Raw genomic sequence first — 23,166 nt, forward strand, 5'->3', positions numbered from 1 at the left:
ACATAAATAGACAAATAATTTGCTATTTAATATTCAAACTACCATAACTATGTCTCCCAGTATATAATCCATTATCACTGTTTTCTGATTAATCTAACAAATATTGATTGAGACGTAGTGCCTAAGTGGGACAGGGGGGACAGGTTCATTGTCCCATTTCCAGCGCAAAAATTTAAAAAACTGCTAAATCCAATAGTGTTATTAAAAACACATTAGATTTAACAGCTCGTATAAGTTTACCGTTCTCCCTCGTAGGGCGCACAACGTTTTATAACTAGGCAGTTCTTAAACCCAGTTCACGATATTACTCCAAAATCTTCACGTCATCCAGCATCAAATAACTGACGGGGTTCAACCGCAAACCTTCAATTTTATCTTTATTATAAACTGCAAGGTGTTCAACGACACGAATCGGAACATAAACGGCTTCTTCCATTTCTATTTGCTGGGATTTTTTGTATAATTCTTCCCTTTTTTCTGGATTTTGTTCTTTTCTGCCTTCCTCAATTAATTCATCTACTTCTTTATTTGAATAAAAGAAAAAGTTACCAGAAGGACCTATTGAATTTGTGTGGAACAAGTTATATTGGTTATAATCACCATCACCTGTTGCATTACCCCAGCTTCCGTTAAACATATGACCTTCACCTTTATCTGTTGCTGCTATATATGCACCATACTCTAACACTTGTACGTTTACATCCACACCAATACCTTTAAGTTGTGATTGGACAACCTCTGCAAGACTTATCCGCTCCTTTATATCTGCAGTAAGTATAGTCATCTCAAAGCCATCCGGATATCCAGCTTCTATAAGTAATTCTTTTGCTTTATTTGTATCATACTCATATGGGTCCAATTCTGTATAGCCAGATACTTTAGCGCTCATTGTTGAAGTTGCGAGTTTTCCAACATTATTGAAAACGCCAGATATAATGGATTCTCTCTCAATTGCATGGCTAATCGCTTTTCGGACCAATACATTATCGAAAGGAGCCTTTTGTGTATTAAAACCAATAAATTCTGTACCCAATCCATCTGTACGTTCTAATTTTAAAGCAGACGAATTCTCAATTCGATTTACTTCTGTAACTGGGACTTGATCAGAAATATGTGCTTCACCTGTTTCTACCATTGCTATTCGGGTAGAATCTTCTGGTACTATTTGATACTCGACGTTATTAATATTAGGTTTCTTCCCCCAATAATTTTCATTTTCAACTAACAAAATTTCATCACCAGATTCCCAATGATCAAATTTGAAAGGACCTGTACCAACGGGATTACTAGCTATTTCCTCAGGACTTTCTTCAATAAGTTCCGGACTAATTATACTTCCTTCATTTGCAGCTAGAATGGATAATAACGGAGCATATGGTTCCGATAAGATAAACTGAACAGTATACTCATCAATTACTTTTATTTCTTCAACCATGCCTAGTTTATCAGCTTGGGGTGAAGCGGTCTCAGGATCTAACAACCTGTCAAATGTTTTCTTAACAGCTTCTGCATTAAAAGGAGCCCCATCATGAAAAGTCACGCCTTCCTCTAAAGTGAATTCCCACGTAAGTTCATCTAATTGCTCCCACTCTTTAGCGAGATTAGGTTTTATGTTCATATCCATATCTGGAACAACAAGTGTTTCATAAACTTTTTGATATAGAATATTTGCAGTAGAAATGTTTGTTACAAAATGAGGATCCAGACTCGTTGCATCAGAGGACCTTGCTATCTTTAATGTTCCACCATTGCTTCCTGCTGTTCCTTCTTCGGTTTCATCCTCACTGCTGTCTTGAGCACCTGTTGAGCAAGCTTGTACGAAAAGTATTAATAAGACTAGAATAACCATCGAAAAATAGTTAGCCTTTGATCTTCTTTTTCCAATTCCCTTAGCACTTAGTGCCATGATAGATCACTCCTATTCGCTTGGTATTCTAATAGTATATCTAAATTTATTAACCTTTTTTTACAAAATATTTACTGACTTTTATGATTATTTGATAATTTTAAATAATTATAAAAGTTAGACGTATCTCTGTACATCCAGCCACTATTTAAGTCTTAGACGAATGATTCTTGTTTTGCATCGACTGATGTGTATAAAGTATGAATGTTATGCAGGTGGACACAGTAAAGGTTGTCCAAATACCAATAAAATGACCTTTTGCAAAAAAAAGAATTAATCCACTGAATATACTGATAAGTACACCATATATGTATAATGAATGAACAAAGGCTTTTCCATATATAATCAAGAGCATGGGGAAAAACATTGAAGTACAGACAAGTCCATATAAAAATAAACTGTTTATAATACTAACTGGTGAATAAAAACCTGCGATTAATAAAAGAAATATGATAAATCCAGATAAGAGGTATGATAATTGAATCTTACTAAGCTTAGTTGTTTTCTTAGTCTCATCGAAAATGTTCTTTACAAAAAAAGAAGTTACCGCATGTAATTCTGCTCCAATCGCTGCTGAAGATATAACTAAGCAAAATGTTATAAACAATCCTACCAATGGAGGTGTTTGTAGCTGTGTTAACATATTAAATAAAACAGTTGCAGGATTATTATAGCCCTCACCAGACAATGAAATTAGAATCATAGAAAGTAAGGCTAATAAAATTGTCCCTATAATTACTCCAGCTAAACTTAATGCAGCCCTTACTTTATCCGATTGAATCAGAAATAAACGTTGCCAGGATACACGATCCACCATCAACATACTAAAAATTAGTAAAAATGATGTTACTACAAAAAAAATACTATCGTAATTTTTCCAATAGAGTAAATATGGATGATATAACCATATGCCGTTATATACCGGGCTTATCCCTTGTTGAATAAAAAAATAAACAGGAATTAAGATGATGGCTGAAAAAATAACAATCACAAATAGTGGCTCCACCTTTAATATTCGTTTCATTCCTCCTAAACCCGCATACACAAAACAAAATAAATAAAACACAACTTGGCTTATGTAAAAAGGAACGTCAAACAGCATTTGAAGCATTAAATGAACTGAAAAAGAATGAATTAGAAGCATTCCTATGCTGAGTACAAACATAATACCCAGCATGACTTTAGTCGTTGCTCCTGAAGTTCTGGCAGAAATGACATCACCAATCGTTGCATTATTTTTAAAGTTCTTTTTAATAGTATTGGCAACAAAGCTAAACCCAATAAACGCCATCATAATCGCCAATATAAAACCAATTTGCCCCAACAGCCCATATTGTATTAGCAGTTCTGATGAAAAAATAATAATACTAATAGGTATCCCTCTAGTCAAAAAAATAAGTACACCAAAGGACACCCCTATCGAATTATTAGCACCAGTCAAATAATGTTTAAATTTATCTTCCATTACAGTTGGTGCTCCTTCTTAAACTCACTAGGTGTCATACCTAATTTCTTTTTAAATAAAGAACTAAAATAGTGCTGACCACTAAACCCACACTTTTCAGCAACATCCCCAATTGTATTATTTTGACTATCTTGCAACATTCGTTTTGCCATTTCAATTCTATAATGGTTGAGGAAATCGGGAAAACTCATACCAACTTCATCGTTAAACTTACGACTTAAATAGGCATGATTTAAATGAATTTGTTCAGCTATATCTGTTAGGGTTATTTTGGACCCATAGTTTTCATGAATGATGTCAATTGTTTGTAAAATTAATTCCGAATACGTTGCTTCATTCATATATGGACGGATTATTTCTATTAATTCAGACTCAACGATTGGCTTTGTTATATAATTGTCAACTTTCAACCTCAATGCTTGCTGGGCATAGTCAAATGATTGATAAGCTGTAACCATAATTATCTTCGTGTATTCATTTTCTTTCAGCTTTTTCGCTAATTCCAACCCCGACCTTCCTGGCAAATGTATATCAACTAAAGCAAGGTGAATATTCTTTGTCTTCATTATTGTCAAAGCCTCAGATGCATCTTGAGCTCGTAAAAAGGAATGATTTGCGAAATATGGTTTAAGAAGGTATTCTAATTGATCAAGTTCTAATTTTTCATCATCAATTATCAGGATGTTCATTTCATAATTCCTCCTACGACTTGAATTGTATGGGCCACTTCATTAACACATTAGTCCCGTCATGATAGTCATTTAATCTTAGTTCTGCGCCTCCATTAGGATATAGCAAATCAAGTCTATCACGAATATTCCCGAGACCAATACCTGAATTTTGCTCCTCTTCCGACATCTTTTTATCATAAACTTCTTTCTTACTATTCCAAATTTCCAATATTACTTTTTCATCCTCTGTATAAATCGAAAGGACTAATTCTGCTAAGCCTTCATATTTTTCGAAACTGTGCTTGAAACAGTTTTCTGTAAGGGTTTGAATAACATATGTCGGTATCATCATATGCGAAGTATTTGGATCTATATCTACCTTAACAACTAACCTATCTCCTAATCGCAGCTTTTGAATATCAAGGTAGTAATTTGTATATGTTATTTCATTCTCAATAGTTGCAAGCGAATCATCCATTGAGTATTTTCGTTTCATAAACTTACCTAATGTTTCAATGGAGCGTATTAGTTCTACTTTTCTATCTAATCTTGCCAAGCCTAAAATCACATTTAAAGTATTGAAGAAAAAATGCGGTTGAATTTTCTGACTTAAAATATCGTACTTACTCTTTTGTAACTCTCTTTCCAAAGCAAGTTTATTAGCTTGTGTCTCTAAAGCTTCAAATCTCTTTTCAAAAATAAACAAAAATAATATAGTAAAGGCTCCAATAAGAGGAGCCAATACACAAATCATAATATATAAGGAAAGGGTTTCAATGCTAATCATAGATCAAACTCTTCTCATGTAAAAATTATATTCTAGATTATATCATAAAACTAGCTGTTAGCGTAAATTTCATCTGCATGATGGCAAGCAATAAAATGGTTATCACTTCCATTCATTTTCATCTCCAATTGCGGTTCTTCATTCCTGCATTTATCCGTCGCAAACGGGCATCTTGTATGAAATCTGCAGCCAGATGGAGGATTAATTGGCGATGGTACATCACCTTTTATTTCTATTTCCTTCCGTTTATGATCTAAGTCAGTTGTTGGTATTGCGGATAATAGTGCTTGTGTATATGGATGTAATGGTGCATCAAACAGATCCTTTTTATCAGCAATTTCTACAATCTTCCCAAGATACATAACCATAACACGATTGGAAATATGACGAACCACGCTTAAATCATGTGAAATAAATAAATATGTTAAATCATATTTTTTTTGAAGTTCTTTTAGTAAATTTAATATTTGTGCTTGGATTGATACATCTAATGCAGATACTGCCTCATCACATATAATAACTTCTGGATTAACCGATAATGCTCTTGCTATACCTATCCGTTGTCTTTGCCCACCACTGAATTCATGTGGTAATCGCTCTAAAGAATCTGCCGGCAAACCAACAATTGACATTAATTCAATCATTCTTGCTTCACGATTCTCCTTGTCAACTACATTTTGAATATCCATAGCTTCATTCAACATTTTCCGGATAGTTCTCCTTGGATTTAAGGATGCAAAGGGGTCTTGAAAGATAACTTGTATCTCACCTCTAACCTTTTTCAGTTCCTTCTTCGATATAGTTGCTAGATCCACATTATTATAAAGAACTTCTCCAGAGGTTGGCTCTTCCAACCTTAGTATCGAACGTCCAGTAGTCGATTTACCACAGCCAGATTCACCTACAATACTTAAGGTAGTACCTTTTTCAACAGAAAAGGAAATATCATCTACTGCTTTTACATACTGTTTCTTCTGCCTTATCTTTTCCTTTTTAACTGGAAAGTACTGTTTTAAATCGTTCACTGCCAAAATAGATGTGCCATTTTTAGTATTATCCATAGCTTTCTTCCTTTCTACTGTGCTCTTTTTCATATACAAAACAACGGACCTGGTACTCCCCATTCTCATATGACAAAAGACTAGGACGGCTTTCTAAGCATTCTGGTTGTGCAATTGGACAACGATCAGCAAATTTACAGCCCTTATGTTCTACATTTGGACTAGGTATGTTTCCTTTCATAGCCACAAGTTTATCTTGATTCTCGTAAATTTTAGGTAGCGAATTTAATAATCCTTTTGTATAGGGGTGCTTTGGATCTTTAAATAACTCTTCTGTTGTAGATTGTTCAATAATTTCACCGGCGTACATAACCGCTACATTATCACACGTCTCTGCAACTACACCCAAATCATGTGTGATAAAAATAATTCCCATATTTAACTTCTCTTGAAGGTTTTTCATTAATTTTAAGATTTGTGATTGGACAGTAACATCCAATGCTGTAGTTGGCTCATCTGCAATTAGTACCTCAGGATTACATGCCATTGACATAGCAATCATTACGCGTTGCCTCATTCCACCACTAAGCTGAAAGGGTTCCTGTTTTGCTCGGCGCTCTGGTGAAGGGATTCCAACAAGTTCAAGCATCTCAATCGCTCGCTTATTTGCTTCTTTTTTACCTAAGCCTTGATGCTGTCGAATCGTTTCTGCAATTTGTTCCCCAATTGAGATTACAGGGTTTAATGATGTCATTGGTTCCTGAAAAATCATCGATATGTGATTTCCCCTCACCTCTCTCATTTCCTTCTCCGTCTTTTTAATGAGGTTTTCACCATTTAAAGTAATCGATCCTTCCACTATTTCTCCCGGTTCAGGTATCAATTTTAAAATGGACAATGACGTCATGCTCTTACCGCATCCAGATTCTCCAACTATTCCTAACGTTTCACCTTTATATACAGTCAAATCAATACCGTCTACAACTTTAGCAATTCCTTTTTTCGTTTTAAATTGTGTTTTCAACGCATTTATCTCAAGGATTTTTTCTTGTGTCACCTTACTCACCCCTCCCATTAATTTAAATCGATCCTTCTATTAAAGAACTTATATAAAAGATCCACGAGTAAATTTACAATAACAAAAACCAAAGAAGCCACCAGAATTCCGCCCTGAACCATTGGCAAATCGCGCATTCTTATCGATTCAACTATCAAGCGACCTAGACCATTTATGGCAAAAACGGATTCAATTAACACCGTACCACCAAGTAATGCACCAAATTGAAGGCCAACTACAGTAATAACGGGAATAAGCGCATTTCTCAAAGCGTGTTTGTAAATTACCAGATAACCGTTTAGCCCTTTCGCCTTTGCTGTTCTTATATAATCCTGTCTAACTACTTCCAGCATACTTGAACGAGTCATCCGAGCGACAATTGCCGCACCACTAGTTCCTAAGGCAATAGCTGGTAATATCATATGTTTAACAGTATCCCACCCTGCAACTGGGAGCCATTGAAGTTCCACAGAGAATATATACATTAAAATTAAACCCAAGAAAAAACTTGGAAAAGAAATCCCTAACAATGCTACTACCATAACACTCATATCTGAGACTGAATTTGGTCTCACTGCAGATATAACCCCTGCTATAACACCCAGAATCACTGTTATCAAAGTACTATAAAAAGCTAATTCAATTGATATTGGCAGTCTAGTCATAATCTCCTCGTATACTGGCTGATTATTTTTTAAGGACAATCCCAAATCACCTTGAACCACGCCTTGCATATAATCAAAATATTGCACATGTAATGGTCTATCCAACCCATATTCGTGTCTTAGGTTCTCAATTGCCTCCTTTGAAGCACCTTCCCCCGCCAGAATTTGTGCTGTATCACCTGGAACCATTTGCATAATTAAAAAGACAACTATTGTTACACCAATAATAACCGGTATTGTTTGAAGTATTCTTCTTACTAAAAATAAAATCATGATTATATCCCCCCTAAGATTTCATTCTTGGATCTAAGGCATCACGTAAACCATCACCAAAAAGGTTAAAACCCATTACAAGCAACGCTATTGCGAGACCAGGAAAAATGGCAACATATGGAGCGCTAAACAAAAAATCTCTTCCACTTGATAACATGGTCCCCCATTCTGATGATGGTGGTTGGGCTCCTAATCCTAAGAATGAAAGGCCGGCTGCCGAAAGAATGGCGGTAGCAATACGTAAAGTTCCTTGAATAATTAATGGAGATAAAATATTCGGAAAGATATGTCGAAAAATTATAATCCCATCATGCGCACCCAAAGTACGAATCGCATCAACGTACTCCAAATTTCTAACTTCCATTGTTGAACCACGTGCAATTCTAGCGAAGAGCGGTACAGAAAATGCACCCACCGCAACCGTTACATTAAATAAACTTGGACCCAGCGCACTAATGATAGCTAGCGCTAAAAGAATTCCGGGGAATGCTAGCATAACGTCAAGTATTCTACTAATCACAGAATCGATCCATCCACCATAGTAACCTGCAATTAACCCCATAATAATCCCAAAAAAAGCACCAAATAAAACAGCTGCAAATCCGACTCCCATTGATAAACGTGATCCATAAATAATTCTACTCATAATATCCCGGCCTTTATCGTCTGTCCCCATCCAATTTTCCCACGATGGTGATTGCAGTTTATTTTCTAAATCAACTGCGTAGGGATCAAATGGTGCTAGAAAAGGAGCAAACAAAGCAATAAAAACGTAGAAAGCTACAATGATACCTCCAGCAACTGCAACTTTATTATTAAAGAACTTACCGGAAAATTCTTGAAGGTTTTCAATCCGTCTTTCCTTCCTTATTCTTTTAAAAGATTCTAATTGATCCTTACTATCAACCTGAGCTTCCATATAAACATTTACCTCCCCGTCTTTTTCAGAACCAATTATATTGGCTGGTATATTTTAAGATAGAAGAAAACCAATTTATCTGCAATTACTTTATTTGGAATTGTCAAAATTATTTAAAGAGTTGTAAATTTATTGTAAACAAAAATAAAAAATACCTTCTATAATAGCAATATAGGATTTTAAATTTGAGACAAGGGAGTGCATAACATGTACATAGCTAAATTAGCTAAAAAAAGAAAGTTTGGTTTCATAGTATCCATTTTACTATTAGTAGTTTTTTTACAAGCCTGTTCTACAGGAGATGGGTCTGACAATAGTACCCAAGCAGATGATAAAACAGGAAAAGAAGGTGGCACATTAAAGATAGTCACGTTATCGGATGCAACAAGTTTAGACCCACATTTCATTACAAACATACCTTCTGCTAATGTTTTATATCAAAAGGTATATGAAACACTTGTAACATTTGATAAGGATATGAACATTGTTCCAAACTTGGCAAAAGAATGGGAACAACTAGATAGCCACACATGGCAATTTAAATTAAACACAGGTATTACATTCCATGACGGAACACCATTTAATGCTGAAGCTGTAAAAGTTACGTTCGATCGTTTGTTAGACCCTGAAACAGGATCACCGCAACGAGATAAACTAAGCATGATCAATGAAGTGAAGGTTATCGATGATACAACAGTACAACTCAAGTTAAGCAAACCATATTCACCAATTCTTTCTATCCTATCAAGTCAAGAAGCAAGCATCATGAGTCCCAAAGCTATACAGGAAGACCCAGAATCTTTATCTGATAGTCCAGTTGGAACGGGTCCATTTGTTTTTGACTCATGGGAATCCGGAAAAGCTATTACACTAGTTAAAAATGAGGATTACTGGAATACACCTGCAAAAGTAGACAAAGTCGTTTTCGAGATTATCCCCGAAGATGCTACACGCTTGGCAATGATCGAGACTGGGGAAGCACATATCTCTGATAATGTGCCTGTTTCTGAAATTGAGCGTATTAAAGACTCTGATGATATGAATTTAGTCCGTACAGAAGGTTTAGCAGTTGAATATGTTGGGTTCAATACGCAGAAGGCTCCTTTTGATAATGTTGAATTGCGTAAAGCAGTAAGTCATGCAATTGAACGAGAAGCGATTATATCCGGAATTTACAACAATATCGGAACATTAGCAAATGCTACGATGAGTCCTAATGTATTTGGCTACAGTGATCAAGTAGAGCCATATAGCTATGATGTAAATAAAGCTAAAGATCTAGTTCAAGAAAGTGGTGTAGATCCAGATACAGAAGTCACACTAATTACGAGTGATCGAAAAGAGCGTATCAGCATGGCTGAAGTAATTCAGTCCCAGTTAAAAGGAATTGGGTTAAATGTAAACATCCAAGTACTGGAATACGGAGCATACATTGAAATGGTTGATAGCGGTGAACACGATATGTTCATCGGCGGCTGGGGGAATGCTACTGGAGACGGAGATTATAATCAGTATAATCTATTTCACACAGATTCATTCGGTTCACCAGGAAACCACTTCTATTACTCAAATCCAGAGGTTGATAAAATTATTGAAGAAGCTAGAAAAGAACCAAGTGATGAAAAACGGAAAGAATTATATGAAAAAGCTCAAATAATAGAAATGGAAGATGCGGTTTATATTCCAATTCGTAATTATGAACATCTAGCAGTACACGGTAATAATGTCCAAGACTTCTGGTTGAGCCCTGTTAATTATCTAATGATTAACGAGGCAACAGTAGAGCAATAAAAAACTGAAGGGAGAATTTTTCTCCCTTCAATTATATTTAGGAGGTAGTTTCTATGCATAACTTATTAATAAAAAACGCTTTGCTAGAATACGGATTTCAAGAACACGAACAGAAGGCCACTTCAACACTTACACAAACGAAAGATATCATGATTGAAGACGGGGTAATAACAACCATTGATGATAACATCTCCCCTTCTAGTGGTTTGGAGATTCTTGATGCAAAAGGTCAATTAGTTTTACCTAGTTTTAGAGAAATGCACATTCACATTGACAAAACATATTTTGGTGGACCCTGGAAAGCTTGTAAACCAATTACTAACGGAATTTTAACTAGAATTGAAGAAGAAACAGAGTTATTGCCAAAGCAGCTTGAGTTTGCTGAAGAACGAGCAGATATTTTCATCCAACATCTAATCCGTAATGGCCATACACACATTCGCTCGCATTGTAATATTGATCCATCTATTGGACTAAAAAATTTAAGTGTAACGGTGAAAGCATTAGAAAAATATAAAGACCAAATCACCTATGATATAGTTGCTTTCCCTCAACACGGATTACTCCGGAGTGAGGTAGAGCCACTTATGAGAGAAGCAATGAAAATGGGGGCAACCTTAGTTGGTGGTGTTGATCCAGCAACTATTGATAGAAATATAGATATATCATTAGAAACAATGTTCGATATTGCTACAGAGGCAAATACTGGACTTGATCTTCATCTTCATGACCCTGATACTTTGGGTGAATTTACATTTTATAAATTAATAGACTTAACACATAAACATGGCTTAGAAGGTAAAGTAACAATTAGTCATGCTATCGCTCTAGGTGATTTACATGGAGAGAGTTTAGAAAATATGATGACTGCACTCAGCAAAGCACAGATTGACCTTACAACAACTATCCCAGTAAACCGTCCAACCATTCCCATCCTAGCACTCGATAAAGCTGGCATAGAAGTATCAATAGGTCATGATAGTTTAACAGATCACTGGAGTCCATTTGGTACAGGGGACACAATCGAAAAGCTTAGCATTCTGGCTGAGCGTTTCAAAATAAGCGATGAACGCGGCCTAAGTCAAACCTGGAAGTACGCAAGTGGTGGTGTAACACCGTTAAACGAAGGCGGAGAGCAAGTTTGGCCCAAAGCTGGGGATAAGGCCAATATTTTAATTGTTGATGCCAGTTGTTCTGCTGAAACAGTAGCTAGAAGAAAAGAAATTAAACATACAATATCGAATGGCAACATAATTAAATAACTTTTTGAAAAGGAAGTGTTGATTTATGAATGAAAAATGGCTTTTAAACGTCAAGCTAGAGACAGATGCATATACGGATAAAGATAATTACTCCTATACGAATACAAATACATTTCACCTAAAGATTAAGGAAGGAAAAATAATAGAGCAAATCAATAGTAGTGAACCAATACATGACTCTATAGAAAAAGTGGATGTTAAAGGATTACTAGCAGTACCTACATTTAAAGAAATGCATAACCACTTAGATAAAACGTATATGGGTTTAGGCTGGCGTTCATGCATTCCAGTTAAAAACTTACAACAACGCCTTGATTTAGAAGCAGTTGAGCTTCCAGAACTGGCTGACTCAACAAAAGACCGAGCAAGTAGAATGATTGAAACACTTTTATCAAATGGCTCCACACATATAAGAACACATGTAAATATTGATCCTTACATTGGATTACAAAACCTTGAAGGTGTATTAGCTGCTCTTGAAGCATATAAAGGGAAGATTACTGCAGACATTATTGCATTTCCGCAACACGGGTTAATACGAGATAATGTTCCATCATTAATGCGTGAAGCCATGCGTTCCGGTGCAACAATGGTCGGTGGCCTAGATCCTGCAGGTATTGATAACTCAATTGAAAAATCACTACACACAACAATGGACATTGCAGCAGAGTTTAATGCAGATGTTGACTTTCACATCCACGATGATGGGCATGTAGGCTGGTACACAATTGACAAGTGGATTGACCTAGTTGAAAAAGCGGAATGGGGAGGCAGGAGCGCTATAAGTCATGCTTTCTCTATTGGTGAAATTCCTACAGAAAAAGCTACACAATTAGCACACAGATTACAAAAAAATAACATAGACATTATGTCCACTATTCCATTAACGAAAACATTACCTCCAATTGATCTATTGGATAAGCAAGGCGTAAATGTACATCTTGGATGTGATGGATTTTTCGACTCGTGGGGACCATACGGAAATGGTGACGTATTGGAAAAGGCTACTACGTTTTGTGAGATTACTGGTAAAAAAGACGAACTTTCTATTGCACAATCACTTAAATATATAACTAACGGCATTACCCCATTAAACGAGAATGGAGAACAAGCATGGCCTGCTATACATGATCAAGCTGATTTTGTATTTGTAGACGCACAGTCCTCGGCCCATATGATCGCACGAAAAATTGAAAGAAAAGCAGTAATGGTCAACGGCAATATCGTTTATGGAAATATTGAATAAGCCATTATTACAGACAGACTATGCAAATAGACAAAAACAGCCATCTAATTATGGCTGTTTTTGTTTGTATGTGTTTGGAAGACAAAAAAAGCATCGTCATAATAAGTGTTTATTATCTCTCCCCATGAAAGGAGGCTATAATTTAGATTATGAAGAATATAACAAGTAATTGGAAAATAGTAGGAGGACCAATTTCATGAATATATGATTATTTTTAAATTCTGCTATAGAATTTAAGCAAATGATAGTATATTAATTGCAATACTCTTCATGGCTTTACTTACATAGTCATCTTAGAAATACTTTTTACCTTTACGAGTAAAAAACTGTTAAACCCTACAGTATTATTTAAAAATACATTGGATTTAACAGCATATATGATCTAGCATTTGAATAATCTTGATCAATGGGTTATACCGAACTAGACTACATCCCCGCTATCTCACTCGCATCCAAAATCCCCATTGCATAAACTAGGATCACAGCAAGCAATATAGCCAAAGCTAAATAGAGAACGAGTGACTTAACCTTTGTTCCAAGCGAGGTTTGGTAGTATTCCTTAACACGCTTGACCTCTTTTCTGATCTCCATAAGTCTGTTTTCGTTTTTATGGTAAATACTTTTTACTATTGAATCAAGATGTATTGCCACATCTACTTCCAGTGTGTCCTCTCTGATGTTCATTTCGTTTAAGATTCTTCTTAAAATTTGTTTATCTGCCTTGTTCTTTTTAATTTCTGTCCGCTTCTTTTCCTGTAAAACCGGGAATGTGAAGCCTTCATTATTTTGCAAATAACGATTAACATTGTCTTTTCGTTCTTTTATTTTACTAAATAAAGAAGTAAATTGATTTGCGGTGATTTCGGAATAGCCAAAATCGCCTGACTGATCAGCTAAAAAGCTAAACTCCTTGTTTATTTCGGTCAAAACGTTCTCTTCATGCTTCATTATTTCCATATCTGTATTCCTCTTGAATTGTTTCCACCATGTTACGAGGCCAAAAATAAATATTAGAATTAGTATCGGATCTGGTGAGATAAAAAGTATTGGAATTAGAGCCAGGAGCCCGACTAACCATATGTTTGGTGACAATACACTCACGATCCGTCCGCCATCAAGTGGGGATACCGGAAATAGGTTGAATAAATTAATAAGTGCGCCGAGTTGAATGACAAGAGCCCAATAAGGATCTCCTGTTGTCGTATATAGTGCAAATGCCGGTAGTATGGAAATTAATCCAGCTAAAGGTCCACCATAGGCCACAAAAAATTCTGTTTTAGCATTGTCGATTTTTTTCGGGTCTATCCCAATCGCAGCTCCTAAAAATGGGATGAATACTGCAGGACTTGTTGGAATGTTTTTCAACTTAGCTGCAACAAGGTGCCCCATCTCGTGAATAAATATCAAGTAAACAAGTGCGATTGCAAATTTCCATCCAAAAAATATCGCATATGCCCACAGAGATACAAACATCGAGGCTAACGTGGCAAATTTCCCGACTTTCAGTAAGACTAGCAGCCATTTTGCTTTGGTTAAAAAGAATACTCCAATTACCGCTAGCCATCCCCAGTAACTCTTTTTTGTATTTTGTTTAGCAGTTGTTGCCATGATAAACGCCCCAATCCATTGTTGCTTTTTCTATAGCAAGTTTAACATAAACTTATTTTTAGGTGTCTGTGACTTGAAAGATTTATAAACGCTTTAAAACAGTGAGGGTAAAGAATATAAAAACACCTTCAATATATCGAAAGTGTCTTCATAATGGGAGTTGCTTATATTGCAATCTTATGATTACTGATTAATGGAAAAATTCACATGTGTGTTTTGCTAAACTGTTGAAACTCCTATTAGCAAAAAGCTGAAATAGGGCTCTCAATTCTTATTTAACAAGTCCTCCCCAGCAATCCCAGGGTGAGTCATTTCATAGGGATCTAAAATAATCTCTAACTCTTCTTCTGTTAAGACATCGTACTTTAAACATAAATCACGTACAGATTCTCCAGAATTTATTGCTTCCCGAGCTATACGTGAAACTACTTCATATCCTAGATGCGGATTAACTGCAGTAATAAGTCCAACATTTCTTTCCACATCATTCTTTAGCTTTTCTTTATTCGCTTCGATTCCATTCAGGCAATGTTCTGTAAATACGTTAAATGAGTTGTTCATAATATCAATAGACTGCAGTAAATTAAAGACAAGTACTGGTTCCATAACGTTTAATTCAAATTGTCCAGCCTCTGAAGCTAAACATATTGTATTATCATTTCCAATTACTTGAAAAGCAACTTGATTAATTAATTCCGGCATGACAGGATTTACTTTTCCAGGCATTATAGAGGACCCAGGTTGAAGAGCAGGTAGTTTAATTTCATTGAATCCCACACCTGGCCCGGATGCCATTAATCTTAAATCATTTGCTATCTTAGACATATTCATCATACATACTTTCAAGCTTGCAGATACTTCTGTATAGGCATCCGTATTTTGGGTAGCATCAACTTGATTATAAGCATTTTCTAAAGGGAATTTACTTATATCAGCTAAGTGTTTAACGACACTTTTGATATACCTAGGATTCGCATTTAGTCCTGTTCCAACCGCCGTTGCACCCATGTTTACTTCATATAAGTGTTCCGCTGACCGTTCAATTCGTTTGATATCACGCTCTACTACTCTACTATATGCCTTAAACTCTTGTCCTAATCGTATAGGAACTGCATCTTGCAAGTGTGTACGACCCATTTTAATAATCTCATCGAATTCTTCAGCTTTTTTAACAAATGCGCGATACATTTTACGCATCGTTTCAAGTAATTTCTTCAGCAATGAAAGACTGGCAATATGAATAGCGGTTGGAAATGAATCATTTGTTGATTGTGACATATTCACAATAGAGTTGGGACTAAGCTGAAAATAATCTCCTTTTTCTTTACCAAGTATTTCTAAACCACGATTGGCAATAACCTCATTTGTATTCATGTTTATGGACGTCCCTGCCCCACCTTGAATTGGGTCTACAAGGAATTGGTCATGCCATTTACCCTCTATTATTTCATCAGCAACCTGTACGATGACATTACCAAGTCCACTATAAAGGCGACCAACCTCCATGTTAGCAATTGCTGACGCTTTTTTTACCATAGCCATTGCATTAATTAGCTCTTTATGGATCTTATATCCTGTAATAGGGAAGTTCTCTACAGCTCGTAATGTTTGTATTCCATAATAAGAATCAGTTGGAACGCTTTTTGATCCTAGAAAATCCTTTTCTACTCTTACTCTAACGTCCTCCATTATCTTCCCACCCTAGTTATTATTTCGTCTTATTAACGTGACTATGTCTATCTTGTATATATGAATAAGCTTATTAAAATTCAATAATGTACTCTCCATTGAACTAAGAGAGGTTGTAAACATGAAAACCTCTCTTAATTATTATCCTCTAACTCTAGCTGGACCAGGGGGTAACCAAATTCCCAATTGGTTCAGTTAGGATTTTGCCTTCTTTCATTACAGTTGTACCTCTAACGATTGTCCTGACAGGCATTCCCTTAACCTGGAAACCATCGTATGCAGTAACTTTACTTTTGCTGTGAAGATTTTCCTTTTTAATAACTGACTGCTTATTCATGTCCACAATCGTAAAATCGGCATCAGATCCAACTTGGATTGAACCTTTTTGTGGATAGACTCCATATTGTTTAGCAGGATTGGCTGAAAGTAGTGAAGCAACTTGTCGGATTGTAATCTTCTTATCAGACACAGCGTTTAACATCAATGGAGCAAGTGTTTCTACCCCACACATCCCTGCTGGTACATTCCAAAGATTGCCCTTCTTTTCCTCTTCAGTATGTGGTGCGTGGTCCGAACAAACAAAAGAAAGAACGCCATTTGAAATACCTTCCCATAACTTTTCTTGATCCTTTTTATATTTAACAAGAGGGTATACTTTCATCGAAGGACCAATTTTCTCATAATCTTCGTTCGTCAAAAATAAATAATGAGGACATGTTTCAGCTGTAATCGGATAACCCTCTTCCTGTGCTTTTCTAATTAGGTCAACACCTTCTGCTGAGCTAACATGTAAAACATGCAATCTTGTGCCTGTCTTTTTAGCCATAGCAATTCCAGCCTCAATAGTCATTTCTTCTGCTAAATTAGGTCTGGAAGCTAATACTGTATCATAATCACTTTCCCCAGTTTCTTTCATCTTTTTCGTTAAGTAGTTTATTAAATCACTATTCTCTGCATGAATAGCAAATGTTTTCTCTGTCTTAGTAACTTCTTCAAGCATTTGATAGACTTCTCCATCATTGCACGGGGGAATTACGTCCTTCATTCCCTCTTCGTAATTGTAGATTAATTGATATGTCTTTTTATTTACGGCATATCCCCAAAAATATTTAAAACCTATAACACCCGATTTGTCTAACCCTTGAAGATCTTTTAAATTTATATCACCAAGGCAAATTCCCCAAATCGCAAAATCGACATGTGCTTTTTTCTTTAAATTTTCTGATTGGTTCTTAAAATTTTCTGCATTATTAACTGGGGGATTTGTATTTGGCATTTCAAACACTGTGGTAATACCACCCGCTGCCGCAGCTTTTGTAGAATGATAAAAGTCCTCTTTATACGTGGATCCACCATCTCTCGAATGGACATGGCTATCTATTAATCCGGGTAAAACAGATAATCCAGATGCATCTGTTGTTTCCTCTGCTTCTCCATCTAATTCTTCAGCTGAAATAGAAACAATTTTCCCACCTTTAATGTATATATTAGCTTGATATTCATCCTCTGGTGTAACAATGTTTCCATTGTATATTACATGATCCCACTTCATGAATAAGTCCTCCCTTAATTTCCTAATTAGCTAATTCGACAGTTCCAACAAGATCATTTATGTCCTCTATCTTATGGGTTATCATATATTCTCTTATTCCGTCTAATATTTCCATCATTGCCATTGGGTTTATAAAACTTGCCGTACCAACTTGTATTGCGTTTGCTCCGGCAATTATCATTTCAATAGCATCTTCGTAATTCATCACACCACCGCAACCTATAATTGGAAGGTCTGTAACTCCTCGTACTTGATGAATCATCCGAACGATAATTGGTTTAACAGCAGGTCCAGAAACCCCGCCTAAAACGTTTCCTATTTTCGGCTTCCGTGTGTGAATATCAATTGCCATTCCCAAGAGCGTATTCGCAACATTCAACCCGTCTACTCCACCTCTTTCACAAGCAAGTGCTATTTCCTGTATACTAGTCACATTAGGAGTAAGCTTAGCAATAATAGGCAGATCAGTTACAACTCTCGCTTTTTTGATAAGTTCACAGGAAAGTTCAGCATCCATTCCAAATGCTTTTCCATCACCTTTTAAATTGGGGCAGGAAATATTTAGTTCAATAGCTGAGACACCTGGATCATTTCCAATTACTCTTGTCATCTCCACAAACTCATCGATAGAATCTGCTGAAATGCTGGCTATAAGAGGGGTATTATATTGTTGATATGCTGATATGATGTGTTCCATGTAGTACTCTAAACCCTTACTTTGTATACCTATAGAATTAATCATTCCACCCGTTACTTCACATACTCTAGGTGTTGCATTTCCACCTCTTGGGTATTTTGTAATGCTTTTAGGAACGACTGCCCCAAGTTTGTTGAAGTCAAAAAACGACTCCATTTCAGCACCAAATGCTCCAGACGCTGGCATAACAGGATTATCCAAATGGAGGTCACCAATTTTTACGCTAAGGTTTAAATTGTCCATTTAGCCTAACACCACCTTTTCAAGGTCAAACACCGGACCTTCTTTACAAACTCGCACCGAACTAATTCCATTTTCCTCCCGAATATCACAGACACATGCATAACAAACTCCCATGGCACAGCCCATATGTTCCTCAAGTGCTATCTGTGCGGGAATGTGATGGGTTTCCGCAGCATTCTGCATTAGTTTTGAAAGCCGTTTTGATCCACATGTAAAAGCTGCTTTAATATCATAATCAGTTAGTAACTGCACAACTAATTGCTTCACATCTTCTACATCACTTGTACCGTCTTCTTCCGTAACTTTGTAAACCCGTGCACCAAACCCTTGCAACGTCTCAGCAGCGAGTAGATCATTATTGCTTCTAGCGCTTAGAATTGCAATACATTTTATATTCTTCTCTGCAGCTTCCTGAGCAAGTGCAGCCAATGTAGCGATTCCAACACCCCTTGCAAGTAATAAAATTGTGTCCCATTCGGGCTTTAATGTAAATCCAATTCCCAATGGTCCGAAAACATCTACTTCTTCGCCAGCAACAACATCCGTAAGCCGGATTGTGCCTTTCCCTTTAACAAGATATAAAAATTCAATAGTTTTCTCTTCTTTATTAATTCGATAAATACTAAAAGGTCTTCTTAAAAAAGGCAAATCATTTTCACCACATTTTATGTTAAAAAACTGACCTGGCTCAATCGAATCTTTAATCGATGTTGCATCTAGCTTAATATGCCAGTAGCGATCACTTACTTTTACATTTGATAATACATTTAATTTATTGACTTTCATGAAGTTCACCTCTAATATCTTTGTAAACTTTAGCCCATTTTAGGATTTCTTTCTCAAGTAATGTTGCGCCAACAGCTATTTGCTCCCAAGATGTATACTCCTTAGGGTTATGACTTAACCCATTAATTGATGGGATAAATAATAAACTGGAAGGAAATAACTTCGCCATATTCATCGCATCATGTCCGGCACCGCTTGGCATCAATTCGTAGGAGTATTCATTTTCTTTACATGTCTCCTCTAAGCTTCTAATGATATCTGGATTCATTTCTGTTGGTTGTTCATCACCAATTTTTGTATGATTTACTTTTAAGTTTCGGTTATTCTCAACTTCATTAATAGCTTTATATAGTTGATTAATAACTACTTCTTTAGATGCTGTAGAATTTCCTCGTATATCAATATCCATTTCTACCATTCCTGGTACAACATTCATTGCACCTGGTTTCACATCACATACACCGACTGTCGCAACAGTTCCTTCTGATGCTTCAGAAATAGCAGCTGACTCAAGTAAAAGTGCTATTTCAGCAGCACCTAGAAAAGCATCCTTACGATACCTCATAGGTGTTGTACCTGAATGGGACGACTGCCCCTTTATTTGTAATCTAAATCTGGTTGGACCAGCTATTCCTGTTACAATACCAATTTGTTTACCATTACTCTCCAATACAGGTCCCTGTTCAATATGAAGTTCAAAGAAAACTGCAATTTCTTCTTTCTTACGCGTTGCTTTCTTAATTTCGCCTATATTTAATGAGTATTTCGAAAATTCATCTGATAAAGATAGATTATTTTTATCTTTAAGATCAGCGATATCCTTTTCTTCTAATAATCCGACCATTGCCTTACTACCCAGAGTAGAAATTCCAAACCTTGCAGATTCTTCACAGGCAAATACTATTAATTCCAATGGATGATCTGTCTCTATCCCTTCATCGTTTAAAGTGCGAATCACTTCAAGAGCTGCCATTACACCGACAGTACCATCGTATTCACCTGCTTCATACACACTATCTATATGGGAGCCAAAAGCTACCACAGGAAGATCAGGATTTGCTCCTTCACGTCTTGCAATTACATTACCAACTGAATCCACCTTTACTGACAATCCCGCTTGTTTAAAAAGCCCAATCACATATTTCGTTGCTTCTTGCTCTGCATCCGTATATGCTAATCGATTTATCCCCTGGCCTTCATCAGTAAATTTATTTAGTGTATTAAGCGTATTTTGTAATCGCTTTAAATCCATAGGTAAAACCTCACTTCCGTTGAACTATCCTAGTCTCATTATATTACAAGATAGTCGCACTTTCTCATGTCTAAATATACAGAAAACAACCGATATTTTTAGTTTTATCTATAATAATTTGGTTAATTAACCAAGTTTAGATTGTTTATGAGTGAGTCAAATAAACTTAAATAAGACGATCAATAAATGACCGTCTTATTCGTATTACTTATTTCTTCATTATAATGCTAGCTATAATTTCACAAACCCTACATGATCAACTATATTAATATGTGTTCCATAGGCTTCAGATAGATTCTGCAAATTTTTAATAATAGCGTCATTAGTTGATAGTTTTGGCCAACCCCTATGATAACGTTTTTGACCATATCCCAGTTCAATGGGATAAAGAATAAGTTCGGTTAACACACCATCTGACATCTTCCAATAAGGAATTACGGACTCCCAAACAAGTGGATTTGTTCCAAGTCCTTTCGTGTCTTTTTTACTTCTTTTATCTATCGCATCAGATACATTCTCTTCAGGACTTAAATCATATTTCTCGTAAAAATCGGCTGGAAGAGACTCAACGGTATCATTTTGGAAAATAAAGTTACCTAAACTATAAAAAATCGGTCTGTTTTGATAGATTTCAATTCCTCGTAATATATGAGGTCCATGCCCTAATACAGCATGAGCACCTTCATCAATACAGGTTCTTGACACGTCTTCAATAAAATCTGCAGCAAGCTTTTTATCTTCCCCCTGCATTTCATGGGAATGGATGCTAACGATAACATAGTCAGCCTGCCGTTTCGCTTCAGAAATGGATGCTTTCATTCTCTTCAGATCATTTTTATTAGGTGTCCGTTTAAGACCTGAAGTATCGCTTTCGATAAATTTATAACTTCCGAAAGCTACCTCCTCATTATCTTCTTCAGTCAAGAAGCCTTCTTTGAAATCTAAATTCCGTTGTGCATTGACTCCAGTGTTTTCAGCTATTTCTTTCAATAATTTTAGATTTTCAGATGTCGTTTGATAATAATTTGTGTATCGTAATCCGTTAACACCAGGACGCCCAGGTATGTCTTTTCGTTGTTCCCCTGCAATCCACGTTTCCTGAAAGGTTGAAGTTAATGCAATTAATGCAACCCTTCCAGATGGGGTTTCAATATACTTAGGAGAACTTGCTTCGGACAAATTTTCTCCAACACCAGCATGTACAAGTTCTGCTTTCTCTAAAAAATGTTTCGTGGCTGATAATCCTCTGTATAAATAATCCAGGGTATGGTTATTTGCCCAAGCAACACAATTAAACCCATAGGATTTAAGGTCATCAATCACCCTTGGATGAGCTGCCGCCCAAGTTCCACCACTAACTGCGGATGGCACTTTATCAGTTCCTGGTGTTGTCATTTCAAAATTCGTGAACCGAAAATCACCTTGATTAATAAGTTGTGAAACTTCCTTGAATCCATGGGATTGAGTAGTCGGTAAAGACCTTGTAATAAAACTATCACCGGTAGCTACAAATGAAATTTCCTGACTCAAATCTGCTTCTCACCCCTTTATTTTACATCAAAACCTTGTTTTTTAATGAAATCAGTTAAGTTTTTTCTTCTTGGTTTGGAAATGTAGGTAGCTAATTGTTCAGACCATCCGTGAGTACGTAATCCGTTTGTTCTCCTATTATAGTAATCTGAAATTATTTCATCATATTTTTCCAAAGCATTGGGAATTTTATCTGCCTGATATTTTTCATCGTGTATAATCGCTTCAGCAGGAAACCTTGGCTTCTGCCAAGGTTGCTGATCCGGATAGCCTAAGCACATACCCATAACAGGAAAAACATGCTTAGGAAGTTCTAGTAATTCCGCAACACTCTCAGAGTTATTCCTGATTCCTCCTATCATCACGCCACCCAATTTATGTGCTCGCGCCCCTAGGAGAATGTTCTGAGCCACTAATGCTGCATCAACAGAACCTACAATAACATTTTCGAGCTCATCAATTGCCATCTCTTCTTTGTGTTTTTCAGCAGCTAGATGCAATTTATGAAAGTCAGCACATATAACAAGAAATACCGGGCATTGGCGTACATAGCGCTGATCACCACAGTGTTCACTTAGTATGCCTTTAGAATTTTTATCTTTAATAACAATTATGCTATATGCTTGCATATTATGAGATGTCGGTGCCCAGCAAGCTGAATGAAGAATAGAATCCAGAATTTCCTCATCTATTTGCTTGTCCAGAAACTTCCTTATAGATCGATGGCTTTCAATAAGATGAATTGCCTCAGGTTTGTCAATCATTA

General features: G+C 36.2%; 19 protein-coding genes. 3 read left to right on the forward strand and 16 right to left on the reverse strand.

Annotated features, from left to right (window positions below; all coding sequences use genetic code 11):
• Positions 1–304: 304 nt before the first annotated feature.
• From ACTWQM_RS02565 to ACTWQM_RS02600, 8 genes are all read right to left on the reverse strand, one after another.
• The gene (locus tag ACTWQM_RS02565) at positions 305–1,906 is read right to left on the reverse strand and encodes a glutathione ABC transporter substrate-binding protein (protein WP_443256596.1); all 1,602 of its coding nucleotides are present in this window, start codon (positions 1,904–1,906) and stop codon (positions 305–307) included.
• Between the two features lie 148 nt (positions 1,907–2,054).
• Positions 2,055–3,371, reverse strand: coding sequence for a hypothetical protein (locus ACTWQM_RS02570; protein WP_443256597.1), 1,317 nt, complete (start codon positions 3,369–3,371; stop codon positions 2,055–2,057).
• A complete protein-coding gene (locus tag ACTWQM_RS02575) occupies positions 3,371–4,060 on the reverse strand; it encodes a response regulator transcription factor (protein WP_443256598.1) in 690 nt (229 codons plus the stop codon). Before ACTWQM_RS02575 ends, ACTWQM_RS02570 begins: the two co-directional genes overlap by 1 nt.
• A 13-nt stretch (positions 4,061–4,073) precedes the next feature.
• The gene (locus ACTWQM_RS02580; RefSeq protein ID WP_443256599.1) at positions 4,074–4,829 is read right to left on the reverse strand and encodes a sensor histidine kinase; all 756 of its coding nucleotides are present in this window, start codon (positions 4,827–4,829) and stop codon (positions 4,074–4,076) included.
• A 50-nt stretch (positions 4,830–4,879) separates the two neighbouring features.
• A complete protein-coding gene (locus ACTWQM_RS02585) occupies positions 4,880–5,890 on the reverse strand; it encodes an ABC transporter ATP-binding protein (RefSeq protein WP_443256600.1) in 1,011 nt (336 codons plus the stop codon).
• A complete protein-coding gene (locus ACTWQM_RS02590; RefSeq protein ID WP_443256601.1) occupies positions 5,883–6,887 on the reverse strand; it encodes an ABC transporter ATP-binding protein in 1,005 nt (334 codons plus the stop codon). Before ACTWQM_RS02590 ends, ACTWQM_RS02585 begins: the two co-directional genes overlap by 8 nt.
• Positions 6,888–6,904: 17 nt before the next feature.
• Positions 6,905–7,825 (reverse strand): ABC transporter permease, encoded by a 921-nt coding sequence (locus tag ACTWQM_RS02595; protein ID WP_443256602.1) that lies wholly within the window; start codon positions 7,823–7,825, stop codon positions 6,905–6,907.
• Between the two features lie 13 nt (positions 7,826–7,838).
• Entirely contained in the window at positions 7,839–8,744 is a 906-nt protein-coding gene (locus tag ACTWQM_RS02600; RefSeq protein WP_443256603.1) for an ABC transporter permease, read from the reverse strand.
• Positions 8,745–8,951: 207 nt separating this feature from the next.
• Here ACTWQM_RS02600 and ACTWQM_RS02605 point away from each other — a divergent pair, with 207 nt between their 5' ends.
• From ACTWQM_RS02605 to ACTWQM_RS02615, 3 genes are read left to right on the forward strand one after another with little or no spacing between them, the layout of a single operon-like run.
• Positions 8,952–10,535, forward strand: a complete 1,584-nt coding sequence (locus tag ACTWQM_RS02605) for a glutathione ABC transporter substrate-binding protein (RefSeq protein ID WP_443256604.1) — start codon at positions 8,952–8,954, stop codon at positions 10,533–10,535.
• 53 nt (positions 10,536–10,588) lie between these two features.
• Positions 10,589–11,797 (forward strand): amidohydrolase, encoded by a 1,209-nt coding sequence (locus tag ACTWQM_RS02610; protein WP_443256605.1) that lies wholly within the window; start codon positions 10,589–10,591, stop codon positions 11,795–11,797.
• Between the two features lie 25 nt (positions 11,798–11,822).
• Positions 11,823–13,043 carry an amidohydrolase gene (locus tag ACTWQM_RS02615; protein ID WP_443256606.1) on the forward strand — a complete coding sequence of 407 codons (1,221 nt, stop codon included), beginning with the start codon at positions 11,823–11,825 and terminating at the stop codon, positions 13,041–13,043.
• 426 nt (positions 13,044–13,469) lie between these two features.
• Here ACTWQM_RS02615 and ACTWQM_RS02620 read toward each other — a convergent pair whose 3' ends face one another.
• From ACTWQM_RS02620 to nfsA, 8 genes are all read right to left on the reverse strand, one after another.
• Positions 13,470–14,651 (reverse strand): site-2 protease family protein, encoded by a 1,182-nt coding sequence (locus ACTWQM_RS02620; protein WP_443256607.1) that lies wholly within the window; start codon positions 14,649–14,651, stop codon positions 13,470–13,472.
• A 264-nt stretch (positions 14,652–14,915) separates the two neighbouring features.
• Positions 14,916–16,340: an aspartate ammonia-lyase gene (aspA, locus tag ACTWQM_RS02625; RefSeq protein WP_443256608.1), complete on the reverse strand. Its 1,425-nt coding sequence runs from the start codon at positions 16,338–16,340 to the stop codon at positions 14,916–14,918.
• Between the two features lie 154 nt (positions 16,341–16,494).
• Positions 16,495–17,892, reverse strand: coding sequence for an allantoinase AllB (allB, locus tag ACTWQM_RS02630; RefSeq protein WP_443256609.1), 1,398 nt, complete (start codon positions 17,890–17,892; stop codon positions 16,495–16,497).
• Positions 17,893–17,914: 22 nt separating this feature from the next.
• Positions 17,915–18,832 (reverse strand): dihydroorotate dehydrogenase, encoded by a 918-nt coding sequence (locus ACTWQM_RS02635; RefSeq protein ID WP_443256610.1) that lies wholly within the window; start codon positions 18,830–18,832, stop codon positions 17,915–17,917.
• Positions 18,833–19,618 carry a dihydroorotate dehydrogenase electron transfer subunit gene (locus ACTWQM_RS02640; RefSeq protein ID WP_443256611.1) on the reverse strand — a complete coding sequence of 262 codons (786 nt, stop codon included), beginning with the start codon at positions 19,616–19,618 and terminating at the stop codon, positions 18,833–18,835.
• Positions 19,605–20,870 carry a Zn-dependent hydrolase gene (locus ACTWQM_RS02645; RefSeq protein WP_443256612.1) on the reverse strand — a complete coding sequence of 422 codons (1,266 nt, stop codon included), beginning with the start codon at positions 20,868–20,870 and terminating at the stop codon, positions 19,605–19,607. The genes ACTWQM_RS02640 and ACTWQM_RS02645 overlap by 14 nt, the downstream gene beginning before the upstream one ends.
• 231 nt (positions 20,871–21,101) lie before the next feature.
• The gene (locus tag ACTWQM_RS02650; protein ID WP_443256613.1) at positions 21,102–22,400 is read right to left on the reverse strand and encodes a CapA family protein; all 1,299 of its coding nucleotides are present in this window, start codon (positions 22,398–22,400) and stop codon (positions 21,102–21,104) included.
• A 17-nt stretch (positions 22,401–22,417) separates the two neighbouring features.
• Positions 22,418–23,164, reverse strand: a complete 747-nt coding sequence (nfsA, locus tag ACTWQM_RS02655) for an oxygen-insensitive NADPH nitroreductase (RefSeq protein ID WP_443256614.1) — start codon at positions 23,162–23,164, stop codon at positions 22,418–22,420.
• Positions 23,165–23,166 lie beyond the last annotated feature (2 nt).

This window comes from Virgibacillus sp. L01 (assembly GCF_052246775.1).
Lineage (GTDB): Bacteria > Bacillota > Bacilli > Bacillales > Amphibacillaceae > Lentibacillus.

Bases quoted from the DNA above. Each gene is read 5' to 3' on its own strand.
- ACTWQM_RS02565 (WP_443256596.1), bottom strand. From the start codon at position 1,906: ATGGCACTAAGTGCTAAGGGAATTGGAAAAAGAAGATCAAAGGCTAAC.
- ACTWQM_RS02570 (WP_443256597.1), bottom strand. From the start codon at position 3,371: ATGGAAGATAAATTTAAACATTATTTGACTGGTGCTAATAATTCGATA.
- ACTWQM_RS02575 (WP_443256598.1), bottom strand. From the start codon at position 4,060: ATGAACATCCTGATAATTGATGATGAAAAATTAGAACTTGATCAATTA.
- ACTWQM_RS02580 (WP_443256599.1), bottom strand. From the start codon at position 4,829: ATGATTAGCATTGAAACCCTTTCCTTATATATTATGATTTGTGTATTG.
- ACTWQM_RS02585 (WP_443256600.1), bottom strand. From the start codon at position 5,890: ATGGATAATACTAAAAATGGCACATCTATTTTGGCAGTGAACGATTTA.
- ACTWQM_RS02595 (WP_443256602.1), bottom strand. From the start codon at position 7,825: ATGATTTTATTTTTAGTAAGAAGAATACTTCAAACAATACCGGTTATT.
- ACTWQM_RS02600 (WP_443256603.1), bottom strand. From the start codon at position 8,744: ATGGAAGCTCAGGTTGATAGTAAGGATCAATTAGAATCTTTTAAAAGA.
- ACTWQM_RS02605 (WP_443256604.1), top strand. From the start codon at position 8,952: ATGTACATAGCTAAATTAGCTAAAAAAAGAAAGTTTGGTTTCATAGTA.
- ACTWQM_RS02610 (WP_443256605.1), top strand. From the start codon at position 10,589: ATGCATAACTTATTAATAAAAAACGCTTTGCTAGAATACGGATTTCAA.
- ACTWQM_RS02615 (WP_443256606.1), top strand. From the start codon at position 11,823: ATGAATGAAAAATGGCTTTTAAACGTCAAGCTAGAGACAGATGCATAT.
- ACTWQM_RS02620 (WP_443256607.1), bottom strand. From the start codon at position 14,651: ATGGCAACAACTGCTAAACAAAATACAAAAAAGAGTTACTGGGGATGG.
- aspA (WP_443256608.1), bottom strand. From the start codon at position 16,340: ATGGAGGACGTTAGAGTAAGAGTAGAAAAGGATTTTCTAGGATCAAAA.
- allB (WP_443256609.1), bottom strand. From the start codon at position 17,892: ATGAAGTGGGATCATGTAATATACAATGGAAACATTGTTACACCAGAG.
- ACTWQM_RS02635 (WP_443256610.1), bottom strand. From the start codon at position 18,832: ATGGACAATTTAAACCTTAGCGTAAAAATTGGTGACCTCCATTTGGAT.
- ACTWQM_RS02640 (WP_443256611.1), bottom strand. From the start codon at position 19,618: ATGAAAGTCAATAAATTAAATGTATTATCAAATGTAAAAGTAAGTGAT.
- ACTWQM_RS02645 (WP_443256612.1), bottom strand. From the start codon at position 20,870: ATGGATTTAAAGCGATTACAAAATACGCTTAATACACTAAATAAATTT.
- nfsA (WP_443256614.1), bottom strand. From the start codon at position 23,164: ATGATTGACAAACCTGAGGCAATTCATCTTATTGAAAGCCATCGATCT.